17 protein-coding genes are annotated in these 21,361 nt (G+C 60.6%); all 17 read left to right on the forward strand.

Features of this window, described 5'->3' with window-relative positions; all coding sequences use genetic code 11:
- Positions 1–23 precede the first annotated feature (23 nt).
- The 17 genes from ACNOHI_RS04070 (at position 24) to ACNOHI_RS04150 (ending at position 21,192) form a co-directional block, all read left to right on the forward strand.
- The gene (locus ACNOHI_RS04070) at positions 24–599 is read left to right on the forward strand and encodes an HD domain-containing protein (protein ID WP_420473366.1); all 576 of its coding nucleotides are present in this window, start codon (positions 24–26) and stop codon (positions 597–599) included.
- Between the two features lie 124 nt (positions 600–723).
- On the forward strand, positions 724–2,376 hold the full coding sequence (locus ACNOHI_RS04075) for a 3-(methylthio)propionyl-CoA ligase (protein ID WP_420473367.1): 1,653 nt from the start codon (positions 724–726) through the stop codon (positions 2,374–2,376).
- Between the two features lie 80 nt (positions 2,377–2,456).
- Entirely contained in the window at positions 2,457–3,704 is a 1,248-nt protein-coding gene (locus ACNOHI_RS04080; RefSeq protein ID WP_420473368.1) for a branched-chain amino acid ABC transporter substrate-binding protein, read from the forward strand.
- Positions 3,705–4,008: 304 nt separating this feature from the next.
- Complete coding sequence (locus ACNOHI_RS04085; protein WP_420473369.1) at positions 4,009–5,253, forward strand: branched-chain amino acid ABC transporter substrate-binding protein; 1,245 nt, start codon at positions 4,009–4,011, stop codon at positions 5,251–5,253.
- A gap of 113 nt (positions 5,254–5,366) precedes the next feature.
- Positions 5,367–6,314, forward strand: coding sequence for a branched-chain amino acid ABC transporter permease (locus ACNOHI_RS04090; RefSeq protein ID WP_420473370.1), 948 nt, complete (start codon positions 5,367–5,369; stop codon positions 6,312–6,314).
- 19 nt (positions 6,315–6,333) lie between these two features.
- Positions 6,334–7,620, forward strand: a complete 1,287-nt coding sequence (locus ACNOHI_RS04095; RefSeq protein WP_420473371.1) for a branched-chain amino acid ABC transporter permease — start codon at positions 6,334–6,336, stop codon at positions 7,618–7,620.
- Positions 7,617–8,381, forward strand: a complete 765-nt coding sequence (locus tag ACNOHI_RS04100) for an ABC transporter ATP-binding protein (RefSeq protein WP_420473372.1) — start codon at positions 7,617–7,619, stop codon at positions 8,379–8,381. Before ACNOHI_RS04095 ends, ACNOHI_RS04100 begins: the two co-directional genes overlap by 4 nt.
- Positions 8,382–9,080 (forward strand): ABC transporter ATP-binding protein, encoded by a 699-nt coding sequence (locus ACNOHI_RS04105; RefSeq protein WP_420473373.1) that lies wholly within the window; start codon positions 8,382–8,384, stop codon positions 9,078–9,080.
- Positions 9,080–9,676 (forward strand): gamma carbonic anhydrase family protein, encoded by a 597-nt coding sequence (locus ACNOHI_RS04110; RefSeq protein ID WP_420473374.1) that lies wholly within the window; start codon positions 9,080–9,082, stop codon positions 9,674–9,676. Before ACNOHI_RS04105 ends, ACNOHI_RS04110 begins: the two co-directional genes overlap by 1 nt.
- Positions 9,677–9,856: 180 nt before the next feature.
- The gene (locus tag ACNOHI_RS04115) at positions 9,857–11,068 is read left to right on the forward strand and encodes an ABC transporter substrate-binding protein (protein WP_420473375.1); all 1,212 of its coding nucleotides are present in this window, start codon (positions 9,857–9,859) and stop codon (positions 11,066–11,068) included.
- Positions 11,069–11,222: 154 nt separating this feature from the next.
- Positions 11,223–13,301 (forward strand): 3-hydroxyacyl-CoA dehydrogenase NAD-binding domain-containing protein, encoded by a 2,079-nt coding sequence (locus ACNOHI_RS04120; protein WP_420473376.1) that lies wholly within the window; start codon positions 11,223–11,225, stop codon positions 13,299–13,301.
- A 225-nt stretch (positions 13,302–13,526) separates the two neighbouring features.
- Complete coding sequence (locus tag ACNOHI_RS04125) at positions 13,527–13,922, forward strand: response regulator (RefSeq protein WP_420473377.1); 396 nt, start codon at positions 13,527–13,529, stop codon at positions 13,920–13,922.
- On the forward strand, positions 13,919–16,111 hold the full coding sequence (locus tag ACNOHI_RS04130) for an EAL domain-containing protein (protein ID WP_420473378.1): 2,193 nt from the start codon (positions 13,919–13,921) through the stop codon (positions 16,109–16,111). Before ACNOHI_RS04125 ends, ACNOHI_RS04130 begins: the two co-directional genes overlap by 4 nt.
- A gap of 105 nt (positions 16,112–16,216) precedes the next feature.
- Complete coding sequence (locus ACNOHI_RS04135) at positions 16,217–17,641, forward strand: hybrid sensor histidine kinase/response regulator (RefSeq protein WP_420473379.1); 1,425 nt, start codon at positions 16,217–16,219, stop codon at positions 17,639–17,641.
- 189 nt (positions 17,642–17,830) lie between these two features.
- Entirely contained in the window at positions 17,831–18,199 is a 369-nt protein-coding gene (locus ACNOHI_RS04140; RefSeq protein WP_420473380.1) for a hypothetical protein, read from the forward strand.
- A 298-nt stretch (positions 18,200–18,497) separates the two neighbouring features.
- Positions 18,498–19,394 carry an SGNH/GDSL hydrolase family protein gene (locus tag ACNOHI_RS04145; RefSeq protein WP_420473381.1) on the forward strand — a complete coding sequence of 299 codons (897 nt, stop codon included), beginning with the start codon at positions 18,498–18,500 and terminating at the stop codon, positions 19,392–19,394.
- A 127-nt stretch (positions 19,395–19,521) separates the two neighbouring features.
- Positions 19,522–21,192 carry an SGNH/GDSL hydrolase family protein gene (locus tag ACNOHI_RS04150; RefSeq protein ID WP_420473382.1) on the forward strand — a complete coding sequence of 557 codons (1,671 nt, stop codon included), beginning with the start codon at positions 19,522–19,524 and terminating at the stop codon, positions 21,190–21,192.
- Positions 21,193–21,361 lie beyond the last annotated feature (169 nt).

The following is a 21,361-nucleotide window of genomic DNA, read 5'->3' on the forward strand; positions in this document are numbered from 1 at the left end:
TCACCTCTCACTGGAGACAAACCATGAACGCACGCGCCAACTTCAAAGACATGCAGGAGAGCACCGCCGACGACTGGAAAATCATTGCCGGCGAATTCCAGCCGTATGCTGCCGCCTTGCCCGATCGCGTCCTCGCGCATCTGCGTCTGCTCGATGGCGATTGCGGGGGCTTCCCGGTCGACCGGCTTACGCACAGCCTGCAGACGGCAACTCGCGCTTTTCGGGACGGTCGGGATGAGGAATACATTATTTGTGCCTTGCTTCATGACATCGGTGACACGCTCGGCAGCTACAACCATCCAGACATCGCCGCGGCGATCCTGAAACCCTTCGTCAGTCCGGAGAACCACGCGATGGTCGAAAAGCATGGCATTTTTCAGGGCCACTATTTCTTCCATCACTTGGGTATGGATCGCAACCTGCGCGATCAGTTTGCCGGACAGCCTTTGTATGACCGGACGCTGGAGTTCTGCGAGAAGTACGACGCGCCCGCGTTTGATCCCGACTACGAGACGCTGCCGCTCGATTTCTTCGAGCCTATGTTGCGCCGCGTGATGGCTCGTCCCAAGAATACGCTCTATAAAACCGTGGTGGAATGAAACGTCGCACAGGTGACATTGGTGCGACGCACCATCGAAAATCGTTGACGATTTTCGTACGGTCGTTCAAAAATCACACCTAGAATTAGTGGCAATACTCTAACCACAATATCCAGGAGGCAGGATGTCGCAGTACCCGAAGAGCCCGCTCATGGGCCAGATGATGAGCCAGCCTTTGCTCATTTCCAGCATCATCCAGCACGCGGATCGCTATTTCGGCGGCAATGAAATCGTGTCGCGGCGGGTTGAAGGAGACATCCACCGCTATACCTACCGCGATTGCCACAAGCGCGCCCGCCAGATGGCCAATGCCCTCGGCGCGCTCGGCGTCAAGATGGGGGATCGCGTGGCGACCCTGGCCTGGAATGGCTACCGCCACCTGGAGCTGTATTACGCCATCTCCGGCTCGGGTGCCGTCATGCACACGATCAACCCGCGCCTGCATCCGGAGCAGATCGCCTACATCGCCAACCACGCCGAGGACCAGTACCTGTTCTTCGACCTGACTTTCGTGCCGCTGGTCGAGGCTTTCGCCGCCCACTGCAAGACGGTCAAGGGCTTCATCCTGATGGCCGACAAGGACCGCATGCCGGCCGAGTCGAAGATCCCGAACCTGATGTGCTACGAGGACCTGATCGAGAAGAATTCCGACCAGTACGTGTGGCCGCTGTTCGACGAGAACTCGGCGTCGAGCCTGTGCTACACCTCGGGCACCACCGGCAATCCGAAAGGGGCGCTGTACTCCCATCGGTCGACCGTACTGCATTCGTATGCGTCGACCATGCCGGATGCGCTGAACGTGTCCGCGCGCGACGCCGTCCTCCCGGTCGTGCCGATGTTCCACGTCAACGCCTGGGGACTGCCGTATTCGGTGCCGCTGACCGGCGCCAAGATGGTGTTCCCGGGGCCGGCGCTCGACGGCAAATCGGTCTACGAATTGTTCGAGCAGGAGAAGGTGACGTTCTCTGCGGGCGTGCCTACGGTTTGGCTGGGCCTCTTGAATTACGTCGGCCAGAACAACCTGAAATTCTCCACGTTCAAGCGTACCGTCATCGGCGGCTCGGCATGCCCGCCCGCGATGATGAAGACCTTCCGCCACCAATACAACGTGGAAGTCGTGCACGCCTGGGGGATGACCGAGATGTCGCCGCTGGGTACCGCCTGCACGCTGCAGGCCCATCACCTGGATTTGCCGGAGGAACAGAAGCAGGCCGTTCTCGAAAAGCAGGGGCATGCGATCTACGGCGTCGACATGAAGATCGTGGGCGACGACGGCGAGGAACTGCCGTGGGACGGCAAGACCTACGGCAACCTGCTGGTGCGCGGCCCGTGGATCATCAACAGCTATTTCAAGGGCGAGGGCGGCGACGTGCTGCAGGACGGCTGGTTCCCGACCGGCGACGTCGCGATCATCAGTCCCGACGGCTACATGCAGATCACCGACCGCAGCAAGGACGTGATCAAGTCCGGCGGCGAGTGGATCGGCTCCATCGACCTGGAAAACATCGCCATGGCGCATCCCGCTGTGCAGCAAGCCGCCTGTATCGGCGTCTTCCATCCGAAGTGGGACGAACGTCCGCTGCTGGTCGTCGTGAAGAAGCCGGGCGCGGAAGTCTCCAAGGAAGAACTGGTCAAGTTCTACGACGGCAAGATCGCCAAGTGGTGGACGCCGGATGACGTGGTCTTTGTCGAAGCGCTGCCGATCGGCGCGACCGGCAAGGTCCTGAAGAACCGTATTCGAGAGCAATTCAAGGAGTACAAACTGCCGACTGCGTAATCGAATTGATGTACAAGAACAGAAGCTAATCAGCCATCGTTTTTATAACTAGAGCAATCCCACCAAAGGAAAAGAGACAGATGATGAAGATGCGCCCCCTCGTTTTGGCATTATCCGTAGCAGCAGCATGCGCAGCACCCGCGGTCCACGCCGACACCATCAAGATCGCCATGATCGAAACGATGTCCGGTGCCTTTGCACCGATCGGCCAGAACCAGCTCAATACCTTCCGTATGTTCACGGAAATGGCCAACCAGCAGAAGTGGGCCGGCAATCATACTGTCGAGGTCAATGCATTTGACGGCAAGGGCAGCCCGCAGGAGTCGCTGAACCAGCTCAAGACCGTGATCGACCAGGGCTATCGTTACATTGCCCAGGGTAACGGCTCCGGCGTGGCGCTCGCACTGATTGATGCAGTCAACAAGCACAACGAGCGTAACCCGGGCAAGGAAATCGTCTTCCTGAACTACTCCGCGATCGATCCCGACCTGACCAACAGCAAGTGCAGCTTCTGGCACTTCCGCTTCGACGCCAACTCGGACATGAAGATGGAGGCGCTGACCTCCTACATGGCCAAGGACCAGGACCTGAAGAAGGTCTACATCATCGGCCAGAACTACGCCCACGGTCATCAGGTCACCCGCGCTGCAAAGGAATACCTGAAACGCAAGCGTCCGGACGTCCAGATCGTCGGTGACGACCTGCATCCGATTGCAACGGTGAAAGACTTCGCACCCTACGTCGCCAAGATCAAGGCTGCCGGTGCTGATGCAGTGATCACCGGCAACTGGGGCGCCGACCTGGCGCTGCTGGTCAAGGCTGCCAAGGATGCCGGCCTGACCGCCAAGTTCTATACCTACTACGCCGGCACTTCCGGCGTGCCGACCGCCATGGGCGGCGCGACTGCCGGACTGGTGAAGCAGGTTGCCTACTGGATCCCGAACAACGAAACCTTCTCGGGCAAGGAAATCGTCGAAGCCTTCAAGAAGAAGTACAACGACGACTTCTACGTCCAGGACATCTACACCCTTGTGCAGATGGTATCCAAGGCGGCGAAGGACACCAACTCGGTCGATCCGGTGAAGGTCGCGTTCGCCATGGAAGGCGCCAAGGTCAAGGCGATCAACGGCGATGTCGAAATGCGCGCCGTCGACCACCAGCTGCAGCAGCCGCTCTACATTTCCACCTGGGCAAAAGTCGACGGCAAGAAGGTCAAGTACGACCAGGAAAACACCGGCTATGGCTGGCTGATGGACCAGAAGGTCGAAAGCTACGTGGCCACCCAGCCGACTTCGTGCCAGATGAAGCGTCCGGCACGTCCTTCCTAATCCATCGATCGATGGTCGCGGCGCGGACCGAAGCGGTCCGTGCCGTAGTTCGCTGCGGCGCAGCGAAAGTGATTCAACAGACCTGAACTCACGGCAGGCGGAGATGCTCCGCCCGCGCCGTGGTGCTGCAGAATGACCCGGCAGAGATCATTGCAGCGGCGTGCTCTTGGCGACTCAAAGACGACAAAAACGAACCACGCGTGAAGGGAAAAAGCTATGGCCAATACAAGCTAGATCAGTGCTTTACACTGGGTATAACCACCGATATGCTGTAAACCACATAACACTGATAAAGGAAGAGACAATGGCTACTCAATTCAAGAAACTGATCATTCCGCTTTCCTTGGCCGCCGCGTTTGCATTGCCTGCTTCGGCAAGCGCGGAGACGGTGAAGATGGCATTCATCGATCCCTTGTCCGGTCCGTTTGCTCCCGTGGGGCAGGGCATCCTCAAGAGCTTCCAGTACATCGCCGAAAAGGCGAACAACGAGAAGTGGGCCGGCGAGCACAAGTTCGAGATCACCGGCTTTGACAACAAGGCCAGCCCGCAGGAATCGCTGTCGGTGCTGAAGACGGTCATCGACCAGGGTTACCGCTACATCATCCAGGGCAACGGCTCGGGTGCGGCGGCGGCACTGCTCGACGCGGTCAACAAGCACAATGAACGCAATCCCGGCAAGGAGATCGTGTTCATCAACTACGCGGCGGTCGACCCCGACCTGACCAACAGCAAGTGCAGCTTCTGGCACTTCCGCTTCGATGCGAACTCCGACCAGAAGATGGAGGCGATGACCTCCTTCATCGAGAAGAACCCGAACATCAAGAAGGTCTACATCATCGGCCAGAACTATGCGTTCGGCCACCAGGTCACGCGCGCCGCGAAGGAGTACCTGAAACGCAAGCGCCCGGATATCCAGATCGTCGGCGACGACCTGCATCCGATCGGCCAGGTGAAGGACTTCTCGCCCTATGTGGCCAAGATGAAGGCGTCGGGTGCCGACACCATCATCACCGGCAACTGGGGCGCGGATCTGGCGCTGCTGATCAAGGCAGCCAAGGATGCCAACCTGGAGGCCAACTTCTATACCTACTACGCATCGACCACGGGCGTGCCAACCGCCATGGGCGCGGCCGGCGCGGAACGCGTGAAGTATGCCGGGTACTGGAACGTGAACAACGAGAAGTTCACCGGCAAGGAAATCGTTGAGGGCTACAAGAAGAAATTCAACGACGACTACTATGTTCTGGCGACGTATACCAGCCTGAACATGATTGGCCAGGCCATCAAGCAAGCCAAGTCGACCGATCCGGTGAAGGTGGCTTTCGCGATGGAGGGCATGAAGATGACCAGCCTGAACGGCGAGGTCGAAATGCGGAAGCAGGATCACCAGCTCCAGCAGCCGCTCTACATCGCCACCTGGACCAAGGTCAACGGCAAGGATGTGAAGTTCGACCAGGAGAATACCGGCTACGGGTGGAAGACAGACGTCAAGTTCGACACGCACGTCGGCGCACAGCCGACCTCGTGCCAGATGAAGCGTCCGTCCTGATCGTTTCTGCAGGGCAGCGTGACGGCCCAACCGTCACGCTGCGTTTTTTCGGGCAAAAAATAGTACGGTCGTACAAGAATTTAATTCTAGGTTGTAAGACATAGGGGTGCCTCGTGGAGTTTACTTTAATCACATTGCTTAACGGTCTGAGCTACGGGCTCCTGCTGTTCATGCTTTCCTCCGGGCTGACGCTCATCTTTTCGATGATGGGTGTGCTCAACTTTGCGCATGCGAGCTTCTACATGCTCGGTGCCTACTTCGCTTACGCGATCAGCGTCAAGATCGGCTTCTGGCCGGCGCTGATCGTCGCGCCGCTGCTGGTCGGCGTGATCGGTGGTGTGGTCGAACGCTACGGCCTGCGCACCGTGCACAAGTACGGCCACATTCCCGAGCTGCTGTTCACCTTCGGCCTGTCCTATGTGCTGGTGGAAATGGTGCAGCTGGTCTGGGGCCGTGCTGCCGTGCCGTATCCGATTCCGGCGGAACTGGACGGTCCGCTGTTCACCCTGTTCACGACCACTTTCCCGATGTATCGCGGCTTCATGATGCTGATCGCGGTGCTGATGCTGGTGTCGATCTTCCTGGTGCTGACCAAGACGCGCATTGGTCTCGTGATCCAGGCGGCGCTGACCCATCCCGAAATGGTAGAGGCGCTCGGCCACAACGTGCCGCGCGTGTTCATGCTGGTCTTCGGCGGCGGCTGCGCGCTGGCCGGCCTTGCCGGCGTGATCGGCGGCAATGCCTTCGTGACCGAACCGGGCATGGCCGCCACGGTTGGCAGCATCATCTTCGTGGTGGTCGTGGTTGGCGGCATGGGCTCCCTCACCGGTGCCTTGCTGGCGTCGCTCCTGATCGGCAGCCTGCAGACCTTCGCCGTCGCGCTGGACCACTCGATCATGACCCTGTTCACCAGTTTCGGGGCCACCATCACGCCGGAAACCTTCGGCTATCCCGTCCTGAAACTCACCATTTCCCAAGTCGCACCGATCATGCCTTACCTGCTGCTGGTGCTGATCCTGATCTTCAGGCCGCGCGGTCTGATGGGCACTCGCGAGGGCTGATCCGATGAATGCAATCACAATGACCAATTCCATGACCTACAAGCCCATGAACCTGGGACGCTGGATTGTCTGGGGCCTGTTCGCCCTGGTCCTGATCTTCGCGCCCATGCTGTTCAGCTCGGGTTCCTCGATCTCGCTGCTGTCGCAGATCGGTACCGTGATGATCTTCGGCCTGTCCTACAACATGCTGCTGGGGCAGGGCGGCATGCTGTCCTTCGGCCATGCGGTGTATTCGGGCCTTGGCGCGTTCTTCGCGATCCATGCAATGAACCTGGCGACAGCCGGCAAGATCTGGATGCCGGTGACGATGATCCCGCTGGTGGGCGGCTTTGCCGGCATGTTCTTCGGCATCCTGTTCGGCTATGTAACGACCAAGAAGTCGGGTACGACCTTTGCGATGATTACGCTGGGTATCGTCGAACTGGTCTTCGCCTGCTCGCTGATGTTCCCGGAATTCTTCGGCGGCGAAGGCGGCATCTCGACGAACCGCGTGTACGGCGAGAAGTTCCTCGGCATCACCTTCGGTCCGCAGATCCAGGTGTATTACCTGATTGCGTTCTGGCTGTTCATCAGCACGATCGGCATGTTCGCCTTCACGCAGACGCCGCTGGGCCGCATCATCAACGCAGTGCGCGACAACCCGGAGCGGGTCGAGTTCATCGGCTACGACACGCAGTGGGCGCGTTACCTGACGCTGATCCTGTCCGGCTTCTTCGCCGGCATCTCGGGCGGCCTGTCAGCGATCAACTTCGAAATCGTCACGGCGGAAAACGTCAGCGCGATCCGTTCGGGCGGCGTCCTGCTGTTCACCTTCATCGGCGGCGTGGGCTTCTTCTTTGGCCCGATGATCGGTGCCATCGTGGGCGTGTTCCTGTCGGTGATGCTGTCCGATTTCACCAAGGCCTGGCAGCTGTATCTCGGCGTGTTCTTCATCGTCATGGTCATGTATGCGCCGGGCGGTATCGCCAGCCTGATCATGCTGAACCTGCGGGTGGCGAAGTACGGCCGGTTTGGCAGGGTGTGGCCGCATCTGTGGGCGGTGTCTGCCATGGCGCTCGTGTGCCTGTTCGGCCTCGTGATGGTCATCGAGATGCTGTACCACCTGACGCTTGAATCGGCCAACGGCACCGAAATGAAGCTGTTCGGCTTCATGGTCGATACGGCTGCGCCATCGGGCTGGTTCTTCGCGGGAACATTACTGGCCATTGGCATCTACGGCTTCTGGCATGCAAGGAAGTCTTTCAAACACGCGTGGGGCGAAGTGAATACCGAAATTGAAGACCTGATCCGGAGGGCGGAAGCATGAGCAACCTGTCCCTCGAACTGAAAGACGTCCGCAAGAGCTTCGGCAAGTCCGAGATCATTCGCGGTGCAAACTTGCAAGTCCCGAAGGGGGAGCGCTTCGCGATCATCGGGCCGAACGGTGCCGGCAAGTCGACGCTGTTCAACCTGATCTCGGGCCGCTTCCCGGTGTCCTCGGGTGACATCCGCCTCAACGGCGAGAGCATCCTCGGCCTGAAGCCTTTCGAGATCAACCGTCGCGGATTGTCGCGCAGCTTCCAGATCACCAATATCTTCCACCGGCTGTCGGTGTATGAAAACCTGCGCTGCGCCGTGCTCTGGTCGCTGGGCTACAAGTATTCCTTCTGGCATCGCCTGAACGGCTTGAAGGATGCGCACGAGCGCGCCGAACAGGTGCTGGAGCAGATCGGCCTGCGCCGCCGCCGCGACACGATGGCCGGCCTGCTGACCTATGCGGAACAGCGGGCACTGGAAATCGGCATCACCATTGCGGGCGGTGCCGACGTCATCCTGCTCGATGAACCGACGGCCGGCATGAGCCGTTCGGAGTCCGACGCGGCGGTCGAACTGATTCGCAAGGTGACGGTCGGCAAGACGCTGCTGATGGTGGAACACGACATGAGCGTGGTGTTCGGCCTGGCCGACAAGATCGCTGTGGTGGTGTATGGCGAGGTGATCGCCTGCGATACACCGCAGAACATCCGCAACAATGCAAAGGTGCAGGAAGCCTATCTTGGCGGCCATGCTCCTGTGGAGGCAGCATAAATGGCACTACTCGAAATCAAAGACCTGCACGCTTTCTACGGCAAGAGCCACGTGCTGCACGGCGTGGACATGAGCGTCGGTGAGGGAGAGATCGTCAGCCTGCTGGGTCGTAACGGTGTAGGGCGTTCGACCACAGTGAAGGCCACCATGGGCCATGTGGACGTGGAAGGCTCGATCAAGTTCAAGGGCGAGGAAATTACCGGCCTGAAGGCCTTCGAGATCGCGCACAAGGGACTGGGCTACGTGCCGGAAAATCGCGACGTGTTTCCGACACTGACGGTGGAACAGAACCTGATCCTCGGCGAGAAGAAAGGCAAGAAGTCGCGCTGGAGCCTGGACGACATGTACAAGATGTTCCCGCGCCTGCGGGAGCGCCAGCACACGCCCGCGGGCGTGCTGTCCGGCGGCGAGCAGCAGATGCTGACGCTCTGCCGCACCCTGATGGGCGACCCGGACCTGATCATGATCGACGAGCCGACCGAGGGGCTGGCACCGAAGATCGTTGACCTGGTTGCAGAGTACCTGAAGGAACTGAAGAATCGCGGCATCTCGGTGCTGCTGGTGGAGCAGAAGCTGGCGATTGCGCTGGAAATTTCCCAGCGCGTCTACGTCATGGGCCATGGCTCCATCGTGTTCGAAGGCTCGCCGTCGGACTTGCGGGCCAACGCCACGATCCGCAAGGAATGGCTGGAGGTGTGATGGGATTCATTGGTCCGGATGTCGTCCTCCGCAAGCCGGCGTATGTACACGAGACTGCTTACCTGTACGGCAAGGTGACTGTCGAGGAACATGCGTCGATCTGGGCCAATGTCGTGGCGCGCGCCGAGCACAAGCAGATCGTGATCGGCGCGTACACCAACATCCAGGACTTTGTGATGCTCCATATCGGCGACCGTACCGATACCATCATCGGCAGCCACTGTTCAATCACCCACCATTGCACCATCCACGGCTGCACCATCGGCGACAATTGCCTCATCGGCATCAATGCCACGATCATGGACGGTTGCGTGATTGGCGAAAACAGCATCGTCGGCGGGCATACCTACCTGAAGGAAGGCACGGTCGTTCCGCCGAATTCCATCGTGGTGGGCGCGCCGGGTAAAGTCACACGCGTGCAGAACAACTTCGTGCGCAACCGGCTCAACGCATATGCGTATTACAAGAATGCGCTTGCCTATGCTTGCGGGAACTACCGCGCTTGGGATGAGGCATCCTTCCCGCCTGAGATGATGGCGGAAATGCAACGCCTGACACTCCTTCTGTCGGGCGACGGCCCCGGCGCCCCGGCGTAAAAAATTCATCGTCTTCGCAACACCCTTGGCTTGTTGCTGCATGGAAAGTGTGGTTACACTTGCGTAGTCTGCGTATTTCTACGCTTGTTGCCCCGGCGGCAGTGGCCCACACTCCGCTGACAACTGCTGCCCGTCGTCAAAAGCAGGGCGGGCAATCATTCCCGCAAGGAGAAGAAAACGATGTTCATTCCTGGCCGCCGTGCGCTGCTTCTTGGCGCCATTTCCCTGATTCCCGCGTTTGCCATCGCTCAGTCTGAGGAGACGTCCCCGATTCGCATCGGTGTCTCCGGGCCTTTCACCGGCGGCTCCAGCCCAATGGGTGAGAGCATGCGCAACGGCATCCGCATCGCGGTAGAAGAGATCAACAACATCGGCGGTCTGAATGGCCGGAAGATCGAGCTGGTCGAGCGCGATGATCAAGCCAATCCGGAGCTGGGCGCAAAAATCGCCGAGGAGCTGGCGCGCATGAAAGTTGTCGCGACCGTGGGCATCGTCAATACCGGTGTAGGTCTTGCATCGATCGACGCGTACCAGAAGGCAAAGGTGCCGCTGCTGATCGCCGTGTCGACCGGGACTTCGCTGACACGCAAGTACGCGCCGCCCGCTGCGCCCGAAAACTACATCTTCCGAATCTCGCCGACGCTCGATCTTGAGGCGAAGGTGGTCGTGGCCGAGCTCAAGCGCAAGGGCGCCCAGAAGGTCGCCATTCTTGCCGACACGACCGCCTACGGCGATGCGGGCCTGAAGGCGTTCCAGGAACAAGCAAAAGGCGCCGGTGTGGAAGTATCCGGCGAGGAGCGTTTCAAGATCGGCGACCAGGACATGACCGCCCAGGTAAAGAATGCGAAGGCAACCGGCGCGCAGGCACTGGTGGTATGGGGGATCGGCCCGGAACTCGCCGCAATTGCGCGCAACAAGGAGGCGCTCGGTTGGAAGGCGCCAATGCTGGGAAGCTGGACCTTCTCCATGCGCAACTTTATTGACGGGTCGGGAAAGGCGGGCGAGGGCGCGTTGATGCCGCAAACCTTCATCCAGGACATGGGATCCAGCAGCAAGAACAGTTTCCTGCTCGCCTACAAGCGTACGTTCAAGACGGACCGCATCCCTTCACCGATGAGTGCAGCGCAAGGCTACGATGGCATGCATCTGCTTTACCTTGCCCTGCGGCAGGCGAATTCCACCGAGGGAACGAAGATCAAGGACGCGCTGGAAAACCTGAAGAGCCGCTATCAGGGCGTGATCACCAGTTACAACAAGCCGTTCTCGAAGGAAGATCACGATGCGATTACGCAGAACATGCTGATCATGGGCGTGGTGACGAACGGGCGCGTCGATTATGCGTACGCGGACGACCAGAAGCGCGGCGCGCTGCTTCGCATGAAAGCGCAATAAGCTTGCCCGGCAAGCAATACGGCAGTCCTTCGCGGGACTGCCGTATTTTTTTCTTCGAAAATAATACGATCGTTCTATTTTGGGTTATAGTTAAGCGCTACAAAACAAACAAGACCGCTTCACAGACCCAACACCAAACTTATAAGGAAGAGATATGACTGCCGATTACAAGGTCAACGGCTCCGTCGCCGTCATCACGCTCAACAATCCGCCGGTCAACGGCCTCGGCCACTCGACCCGCAGTGCGATTGTGGAAGGCATGAAGCAGGCCCAGAACGACGATGCCGTGAAGGCAGTCGTGATCACTGGCGCCGGCAAGGCATTCTCGGGCGGTGCGGACATCAAGGAATTCAACTCGCCCAAGGCGCTCGCCGAGCCGACCCTGCATACGGTCATCAACGTCATCGAAAATTCCACCAAGCCGGTTGTCGCCGCGATCCATACCGTCTGCATGGGCGGCGGCCTGGAACTGGCGCTCGGCTGCCACTACCGCGTTGTCTCGCCGGGCGCGCAGATCGCGCTGCCGGAAGTGAAGCTGGGCATCCTGCCCGGCGCAGGCGGCACGCAACGCCTGCCGCGCGTTGTCGGCCTGGAGCTGGCGCTGAACATGATCGTGTCCGGCACGCCGGTCCCGTCCGAAAAGCTGGCCAAGACCGCGCTGTTCAACCAGCTGGTCGATGGCGACCTGATGGAAGCCGCCATCGCTTTCGCCAACAAGGTCGCCGATGTGCGTCCGCTGCCGAAGGTGCGCGACATCAAGATCGATTACCCGAACCATGAAGGCTTCCTGCAGTTCTCCCGCAATACGGTCAGGGCGATGGCGGGCCCGTTCCCGGCACCGCTCAAATGCGTCGAGGCCGTCGCTGCAGCCGTAACGAAGAAATTCGACGACGGCATCAAGTTCGAGCGCGACCTGTTCGTTGAACTGGTGCAGACCACCGAATCGAAGGCGTTGCGCCACGCATTCTTTGGCGAGCGCGCCGCCAGCAAGATTCCGGATGTGCCGGAAGATACCCCGGTCCGCCAGATCAAGAGCGCGGCGGTGATTGGCGCCGGCACCATGGGCGGCGGCATCGCGATGAACTTCGCGAACGCCGGTATCCCGGTCAAGATCCTCGAGATGAAGCCGGAAGCGCTGGAGAAGGGCCTCGCCACCATCCGCAAAAATTACGAAAACACGATGAAGAAGGGCAAGCTGACGCAAGAGAAGTTCGAGCAGCGCGTCGGCCTGATTACCGGTACCTTGTCGTATGAAGACATTGGCCAGGCAGATATCGTGGTTGAAGCGGTGTTTGAAGATATCGGCGTCAAGGAGCAGGTGTTCAAGAAGCTGGATGAAGTCATGAAGCCCGGTGCGATCCTGGCCTCCAACACGTCCACGCTCGACGTCAACAAGATCGCCAGCTTCACCAAGCGTCCGCAGGACGTGATCGGCCTGCACTTCTTCAGCCCAGCCAACGTCATGAAGCTGCTGGAAATCGTGCGCGGTGAGAAGACCGCCAAGGACGTGCTGGCGACATCGCTGGCGCTCTCGAAGAAGATCAAGAAGACCGGTGTCGTGTCCGGCGTGTGCGACGGCTTCATCGGCAACCGCATGATCGAGCAGTACAGCCGCCAGGCCGGTTTCCTGCTGGAAGAGGGTGCGCTGCCGGAGCAGGTGGACAAGGCCATCGAGAAGTTTGGTTTCGCCATGGGCCCGTTCCGCATGGGCGACCTGGCCGGCAACGACATCGGCTGGTACATCCGCAAGCGCCGCTACATCGAGAAGCCGGAAGTTACCTATTCAAAGACCGCCGACCTGCTGTGCGAAATGGGCCGCTTCGGGCAGAAGACTTCGGCAGGCTGGTACGACTACAAGCCGGGTGACCGCAAGCCGTATCCCTCGCAGGTCGTGAATGACATGATCGTCAAGCATTCGGCCGACCTCGGCATCGAGCGCCGCAAGATCAGCGACCAGGAAATCGTCGAGCGCCTCGTGTTTGCGCTGGTGAATGAGGCCGCCTACATCCTCGAGGAAGGCATCGCCCAGCGTGCTTCCGACGTCGACATGGTGTACCTGACCGGCTACGGTTTCCCCGTATTCCGCGGTGGTCCGATGTTCTACGCCGACACGGTCGGCCTGCAGAACGTCGTCATGGCGATGGAGAAATATGCGAAGGGCCGTCATGGCGACGCCTGGAAACCGGCGCCGCTGTTGGCGAAACTGGCTACCGAAGGCAAGTCCTTCAACTAAGTCTTAGTCTCAACAAGGAAAGCCCGGGGCATGCCTCCGGGCTTTTTTATTTTCCATTCCAATTGGCAATTAATCGGGGCGTGAAGCAATTTCCGTATCTTGCTAAGATAGCTCCATGCCGTTGGCGGATCACTCCTGCAACGCGTCCGGACAGAACATGCAACAACACCGGACGCCCCTAGTCCAAGGGCATTGTCTTTTCCCATAAACAGAACAAGGCGTCGCATGCAAGCATCCGTCACCGCCACCATCCTGATTGTCGACGATGAGGAGCGGAACCGAAAATTGCTCGAAGTGTTCATGCAGGCCGAAGGCTACCGCACGATTTCCGTCGGCGATGGACGCGAGGCGGTGGCCATCGCGGCGCGCGAACGCCCGGACCTGGTCCTCCTCGACATGATGATGCCCGGCATGGACGGCTTTGACGTGGCGCGCACGCTGAAAGGGGATGCGTCGCTGCGTCACATTCCATTGATTGTCGTTTCGTCGCTCGACGATATTGCGTCGCGCCGCCGCGTCACCTCCGCTGGCGCGGATGAAGTCATTCACAAACCCGTGGACCGCTGGGAGCTTTCCCAGCACGTCGCACGGCTCCTGAAAGCGGGCTCTGGCGAGCGATGAGCAAGCCAGGCCCCCTTCCCGGCCATACCCATCGCGTGCTGTCGATGCTGAGCGGTATCGTGCGCGCCGCGGTCCGCGCGGATTCTCCGGACATGCTTTACAGCGACGCCTGCCGCATTGCTGTGGATTGCGGGCTGTTTCGCTTTGCGTGGGTAGGCCTTTCCGATCCTTTTGGGCATGAACTGCGGATGCTGGCACATGCCGGCGACAGCGCGGGAGATGGGGCGTTTGAGCTGGCACAGGCGATTGCGGATACCGTGCGTGACACCGGCCAGGCGTGTGTCCGAAAGGACCTGTCCAGCGAGGGCTGGGCGCAGCTTGGCATTGCCGCGGTGGCCGCCTTGCCGTTGCACGAGAACGGCCGCGTTGCCGGCGTGTTCATGCTCTATGCCGCGCGTGCCGACTTGCTGGATGAAGCGACGGTCGCGCTGCTGCATGAAGTCGGCCAGGACATGTCGTTCTCGCTCGAACACATGCTGGTCGAGCAGCGTCGTCTTGCGGCGGAATCGAAGTTGTATTACATGGCTTTCTACGATGCGCAGACCGGCTTGCCGAACCGCGCCTTGCTCGACGAACGGCTTCCGGCACTAGCGAAAAAAGCGCCGAGCCTGTCGCTGCTCGATATCCGCGTATTGCGGCTTGATCGCGCCTGGCACCTGTTCGGCCGCCTCGCGATGGACGACGTGCTGCGCCAGCTGGCACAGCGGCTGGAGATGCTGCGCGGCGATGGATTTCTCGCACAGATCGGGCAGGATGAGTTTGTGCTGGCGCTCCCGGGGCGCGAGGAAGCCGCGGAAATCGAATCGATTGCCCGCCGCATGCTTGCGGCCCTGGAAGAGCCGGTTCGTCTCGGGGAGCGTGAAATTTTCCTTGGAGCGAGCGTCGGCGCGGCGCTATTTCCGACCCATGAGGAAGAGATCGGCCAGCTCTTGCGGCGGGCGCGGGCGGCGGCTGACCATAATGGCGCGGAAGGCGGATTCCTCGTCTATAACGCGGCCCTTGATCGCGGGCTTGAACTGCGCGCCCGCACCGAAGCGGAACTGCACAGGGCGCTGGAGCGCGGCGAGTTCCAGCTTTTCTACCAGCCCCAGCTCAGCCTGCGCACCGGCTGGATGGTTGGCGTCGAGGCCTTGCTGCAGTGGCAGCATCCGCAGCGCGGCCTGCTCGGCCCCGGCCATTTTGTCCCCTTGCTGGAAGAATGCGGCCTGATGCCGGCCGTCGGCGGCTGGGCGCTGCGGCAGGCCTGCCGGCAAGCGAAGGAATGGCAGGACATGGGCTTGGCGCCGCTGCGCATGGGCGTCAACTTGTCCGCGCTGCAGTTCAGGCTGGCAGAACTGGTGTCCATCGTGCGCGGGGCCCTCGACGATGCCGGACTGGCGCCGGAATTCCTGGAGCTGGAGCTGACCGAGAGCCTGATCCTAGAGAATGTCGAACAGACCATCCAGGCCATGCATGAGCTCAAGCAGCTCGGCGTCAGCCTGTCGCTGGACGATTTCGGCACCGGCTATTCGTCGCTCAGCTACCTGCGGCGCTACCCGGTGGACCGGATCAAGATCGACCAGTCCTTCATCCGCGACATGGTGCTCCATGCGGGCAGTGCGGCGCTGGTGCGCAGTATCCTCGCGATGGCGCACAACCTCGGCCTGGAAACGATTGCCGAGGGCGTCGAGACGACCGAACAATTCGAATATCTGCGCAAGCAGCCCTGCGACGAGATGCAGGGTTTCCTCTTCAGCCGGGCCGTTCCCGCACCCGAGATTGCGCGCCTGCTTGCCGACGGCAGCAGGCTGTTGTCCGCGGAAGCGGCGTCAGTCGCCCAACGCGGCGTGCTCGTGGTGGGCGAGGATTCGGCGACGCTGGAGGAATTGCGGCAGAGCCTGGAGCGCGACGACTGGCGCGTCCTGGCCGCGACGAATACGGCAGAGGCGTTCTCACTGCTGGCCGCGAACCACGTCGGCATCGTGGTCTGCGCGCTGGACGGCGAGGCCAGCGCGTTTCTGCATCGCGTGCGCGATATGTATCCGGAATCGATGCGCGTCCTTCTCGCCGGCGATACAGATCTCGACAAGGTGGTCGACGCGGTCAATCGCGGGGAGGTCTTCCGGGTGCTCATGAAACCGGCCAGCCCGGACAAGGTGCAGGCATGCATCCGCGATGCATACCGGCGTTATGAATTGAGGAAAGGATGATTTGGCGTCAACTTGATCCGGATCATGGAATTGATCCCGGTGCAACGGCTCCAATAACAGATTGAACGCCGCGGCCGTGCCGTCGGGGAAAACAGGAGCGTAAAGGTGCAGGCAGAGAGTCAGAAGCCGCAGGAAGTGATCGAGATCCTGGTCGTGGAGGACAGCCCGACCCAGGCTGCGAAGCTTCGCATTCTCCTTGAGGGAAAGGGCTACCGCGTCCAAGTGGCGGGCAACGGCATGCTTGCGCTGCAATCCATGCACACCCGCCGCCCCGATCTCGTGCTCTCGGACATCATCATGCCGGAGATGGATGGGTATGCCTTGTGCCAGGCAATCAAATCGGATCCGGCGATTCGCTCCGTGCCGGTGATCCTGGTGACCTCGCTCATCGACCCGGGGGACATCGTGCGCGGGCTGGAATGCGGCGCCGACAATTTTGTGCGCAAGCCCTATGCCGATGAATACCTGCTGGTTCGCATCGAGCACGTGCTGAGGAATTTCCGTCTGCGGCAAGACGGGGAATCTGGCGGCACCGCCATCTATCTCAACGGCGAAAAACATATCGTCAACGCGGACCGTCAGCAGATCCTCGACCTCCTTGTGTCTACTTACGAGCAGGCAGTGCTTGTCAATGAAGAGTTGCAGGCGCGCGAGCGGCAGGTCAACGAACTCAATGTGCGCCTCGGACACCATGCGGCCCAGCTCGAAGCCACCAACCGCGAGATCGCGCGCAAGAACGTCGAACTCGAGCAGGCAAACCGGATGAAGTCGGAGTTCCTCGCCAACATGTCGCACGAACTGCGCACGCCGCTGAATGCCATCATCGGATTTTCGGAGGCACTGCGCGATGGCCTGCTGGGGGCGCTGGCGCCGGCGCAGCAGGACGCGGCAGGGGATATCTACGACAGCGGCAAGCATCTGCTGCTGCTGATCAACGACATCCTTGACTTGTCCAAGATCGAGGCCGGAAAGATGGAGCTCGAGCTCGAGCCCACCGACATGCAGGACCTGATGCAGAACACGCTGACCGTGTTCAAGGACAAGGCGATCGCCGGACAGATTCGCCTGCGCCTGGAAATGGAAACCGTCGATACCATGCTGGTCGACCGCCGCAAGACGCGCCAGATCGTCTACAACCTCCTTTCCAACGCAGTCAAGTTCACGCAGCCGGGCGGTTCGGTCACGCTGCGCATGTGCAGCCAGGACGCCGGGGCACTGCAATCGCATCGGCTGGTAGGCGAGGAGGGGCCCGATCCGTCGGTCCGGCAATTCCTCACCATTTGCATCATCGATACCGGAATAGGCATCAGCGAAGCGGACGTGGGACGCTTGTTCCAACCCTTCGTGCAACTCGACAGCGGCCTCGCGCGCAAGTACGAAGGAACCGGCCTTGGCCTGGCGCTGGTCAAACAGCTCGTCGAACTGCATGGCGGCGTGATGACGGTGCGAAGCGAACTGCAACAAGGCTCCGAGTTCATGGTGTGGTTGCCTTACCGGGAGGCGACGCTTCCGGCTCCGGCGGCCGCCTGAATAGCGCTGCCGCGGAAGCCTTCTGGCAAAACGCGCAATTTTTCTCTTTGGAACTTTTTCTCCACGGCAAACTCTTTTAAGCGTGAGCCCGGAATACGCCGGGCTGCCTGACACAAAGACAAGTTGTCTGCCTTGCCCGTGCATGTCGGGGGCAACGGCGGCTTGTCTGATCCACGCATGGAGTTGCAATTGAAATATTTCCTCTATCCTTCCCTTCTCGCGATGTCCCTGGTCCTTGCTGCCTGTAGCGGAGGCGGATCCGGCGAGATGACATCATCGGCGACAACGGCAAGCGGCACGCCGCAGATGGCAACGTCCGAATCGACAACACTTGACGCTGGCACCAGCATAACCGTGGCCGCATCGGCATCCTCGACGGCGGGAAAAAAGAAGAACGACACGACCACCGCCCCGACGACCTCGGACAGCTCGACCACGCCGGTTCAGCAGCAACCTGCCACGGATCCGGTCACGACAACGACAACGACGACGACTCCGACGACCACGACGACAACAACAACGACTTCCCCGACCACCACGGGGCCCATCGATTGTTAAGTCCTTCTCGCCTTCGTCATCAATACACGACGAAGGCGCAGTCCTGGCCTGAACCGCGCGCGTCCCGGTTGCGGGCCTGATTCGCATGGCTCGCCTGCTTGCCTTTGCAGCATTCATCAAGCGGCAATCATTCCTCAGAACAATCATTCTCTCTGGAACTTTTTCTCCAGGGAAAACTCTTTAACGCATGGGCCCGGAAACGCCGGGTTGCATAACACGAACAACAAGGTGCCTTGCTATCGCAGTGTGTTGCACGCGTAGCACGAGCGGCGTATCCGAACCATGCATGGAGTTGCAATTGAAACAGCCAATCTATCCCTCCCTTCTCGCCATGACCCTGATCCTCGCTGCCTGTGGCGGCGGCGGTGGATCCGGTGAGGCGCCGGCCACGACATCGACGGCAAGCGGTGTCCAGCAGGTTGCCATGGCGGCGGAATCGGCCCCGGCCGCGAGCAGCGCCACGGTATCGCCCGCAGGAGCGACATCGACGTCCACCGCGACCGCAAGCCCGACGCAAAGCACGACCGAAACATCCGGCACGACGACTTCCCCGGTGCAGCAGCCGGTAAGCACGCCGACGCCGGTCCAAACGACGCCAGTTACCGCGCCTGCCACACCGGAGGTCATCGAATACTACGGCGACTCCACCGTATGGGGTTACCGCACGAATACCGGCGGGCAGGTTTCCGTCCCCGCGCCGGCAGCATTCGCCGCTGCGCTGCCCAACCCGTCCGCCTATGTCGTGCGCAACGAAGGCGTGAGTGGCACGACGGCATGCGAACTGCTTAATGGCACGGATGGCCGTCATCCGCGCTGGTCCGAGCAAATGGCCGCATCGAAGGCACGTTATGTGTTCGTCAATCACGGCATCAATGACCAGTGGAAGATGGACCTGAACACGTACAAGGGTTGCCTGCGCTCGCTGGCGCAGACGGCCAAGCAGTACGGCAAGCAGATGATCTTCGAGACACCGAATCCGACACGCGACGACGTGAGTGTCATGGCCAATGCGATGAAGGAAGTGGCCGCGCAGGAGAACCTGCCGGTGGTGGACCAGTACACCTACCTGAGGCAGTACCTGAACGGCCAGAGCGTGTTCTCGATCGTTCCCGACGGACTGCATCCGACCGACGCCGTCTACATCCTGAAGGGCAAGTACGCCGCCGGTGTCTTCGCCAGCCTGTTCATCAAGTAAGAACTATCGCGCCTTAACCAGATACCCCGCTCTGCACAGCGGGGTATTTTCATGATGCTGTCCGTTTGCTCCCGGCGCGCCGGGCGGAAGGGATGGACTGCATTCCAACCTTCCTCGGGGACTCATCGTGCGCTACACCAACGCCTATCGCTGCACACCAGCGACCCTTGCCGCTGCCTGCGCAGCGGTTCTTCTCGCCGCTTGCGGTGGATCGGACAAGACCGAATCCGACGCCAGTTACACCACCGCCGGTACCTCACTCATGGCGCCGGAAACGACAGTCAGCACAGGCTGGACACGATGCGCCGTCGAATACGGCACCTGTTCCTTTACTGGCACCATGCAGGTGCGTTACGGACTTGGCGACCGATGGGCGACGCGCACGGCGACCGGTTCGATCGGCTGCAACAACGCCGTCTTCGGCGATCCTTATCCGGGAGCGAACAAGGTGTGCGAATACCAGGCCCCGACGACCGCTCCTGCACCGGCGCCGAGCCCGGCGCCGGCTCCGTCGACTTCATGGACACGCTGCGCGACCGAGTACGGGACCTGTTCATTCAGTGGAACCATGCAGGTCCGTTATGGATTTGGAGACCGATGGGCGACGCGCACGGCTATTGGTTCGATCGGATGCAATAACGCCGTCTTTGGCGATCCTTATCCGGGGGCGAACAAGGTTTGCGATTATCAGGCAACGACGACAGCACCGGCTCCTGCACCCGCACCCGCACCGGCTCCTGCACCCGCGCCAAGCCCGACGCCCGATGCGACGACTTCCTGGACACGTTGTGCAACCGAGTACGGGACCTGTTCATTCAGCGGCACGATGCAAGTCCGTTATGGCTGGGGAGACCGCTGGGCGACTCGGTCGGCAACGGGTTCGATCGGGTGCAACAATACCGTCTTCGGCGATCCTTATCCTGGCGCGAGCAAGGTGTGCGACTACGCGCCTGCCACCGGCACAACCGCACCAGCGCCCGCACCGGCGCCTGCACCTGCACCGGCAACTTCGTGGACGCAGTGCGCGGTGGAGTACGGCACATGCACGTTCTCCGGAACGCTGCAGGTCCGATACGGCCTCGGTGACCGTTGGGCAACGCGGACGGCCACCGGTTCGATCGGATGCAACAATGCTGTCTTCGGCGACCCCTATCCGGGAGCCAGCAAGGTGTGCCAGGTAGCAACGTCCACTTCGACAACGACGCCCGCGACGGGGACGGTCCAGACCATTGAATACTATGGCGACTCCACCGTATGGGGCTACCGCACGAATACAGGCGGGCAGGTCGCCGTCCCGGCGCCGGCGGCATTTGCCGCAGCGCTGCCCAACCCGTCCGCCTATATCGTAAGGAATGAGGGCGTGAGCGGTTCGACCGCGTGCGAGCTGCTCAATGGCACCGATGGCCGGCATCCGCGCTGGACGGAGCAGATGGCCGCATCGAAGGCACGCTATGTGTTCGTCAATCACGGCATCAACGACCAGTGGAAGATGGACCTGAACACGTACAAGGACTGCCTGCGCTCGCTGGCACAGACGGCCAAGCAGTACGGCAAGCAGATGATCTTCGAGACACCGAACCCGACGCGCGACGACGTGAGTGTCATGGCCAACGCGATGAAGGAAGTGGCGGCGCTGGAGAACGTGCCGGTGGTGGACCAGTACACCTACCTGAGGCAGTACCTGAACGGCCAGAGCGTCTACACGATCGTTCCTGACGGACTGCATCCGACCGACGCTGTCTACATCCTGAAGGGCAAGTACGCCGCCGGTGTCTTCACCAGCCTGTTCATCAAGTAAATCAGCTACGCTTCACCTTCGGCCCCGCCGTGCATCGCACCGCGGGGCTTTTTCATTTCTCGCCGGGATCATCATTGTTCGCGTCATCTCAATATCGGCGGCGATGTTGAATGAGCGTCATCAAGTTTCCGTTGCGGGCACCAACTGATACTGGCTGGCATACCCGTTC

It is taken from the genome of Noviherbaspirillum sp. ST9, assembly GCF_048799745.1.
GTDB lineage: Bacteria > Pseudomonadota > Gammaproteobacteria > Burkholderiales > Burkholderiaceae_D > Noviherbaspirillum.